At 52.6% G+C, this 253-nt stretch carries 1 protein-coding gene; it reads right to left on the minus strand.

The window, feature by feature from the left end:
* Positions 1 to 253, minus strand: a 253-nt coding sequence (locus RMT89_RS44315; RefSeq protein ID WP_315889415.1) for a G5 domain-containing protein, incomplete at both ends; no start/stop codon positions are given.

A 253-nucleotide genomic window follows, 5' to 3' on the forward strand; every position in this document is an offset into this window, starting at 1 on the left:
CGAAGGTTTCTTCTCAACAATAGGTTGGTCAGTCAAGGCTTTCTTGGTACCGACCAGAAGGCGCTCGCTGACTGGAGCTAAGGTTTCGGTGTCTGAAACCAGTACCGTGCTGGTCAAGCCAGTTCGGTTGTCCAAGGTATCGCGGTAAACCAGAGTCCGCTCTCCCTTTTGACCGGCACGCTCTAGCCTGCCTTCACCAACCAGAAGCTGGTCGGTTTCAATACGCTCCACTGCATAATCAACAGCAACAACT

It is taken from the genome of Streptomyces sp. P17, assembly GCF_032436805.1.
In the GTDB taxonomy this organism is placed as follows: domain Bacteria; phylum Actinomycetota; class Actinomycetes; order Streptomycetales; family Streptomycetaceae; genus Streptomyces.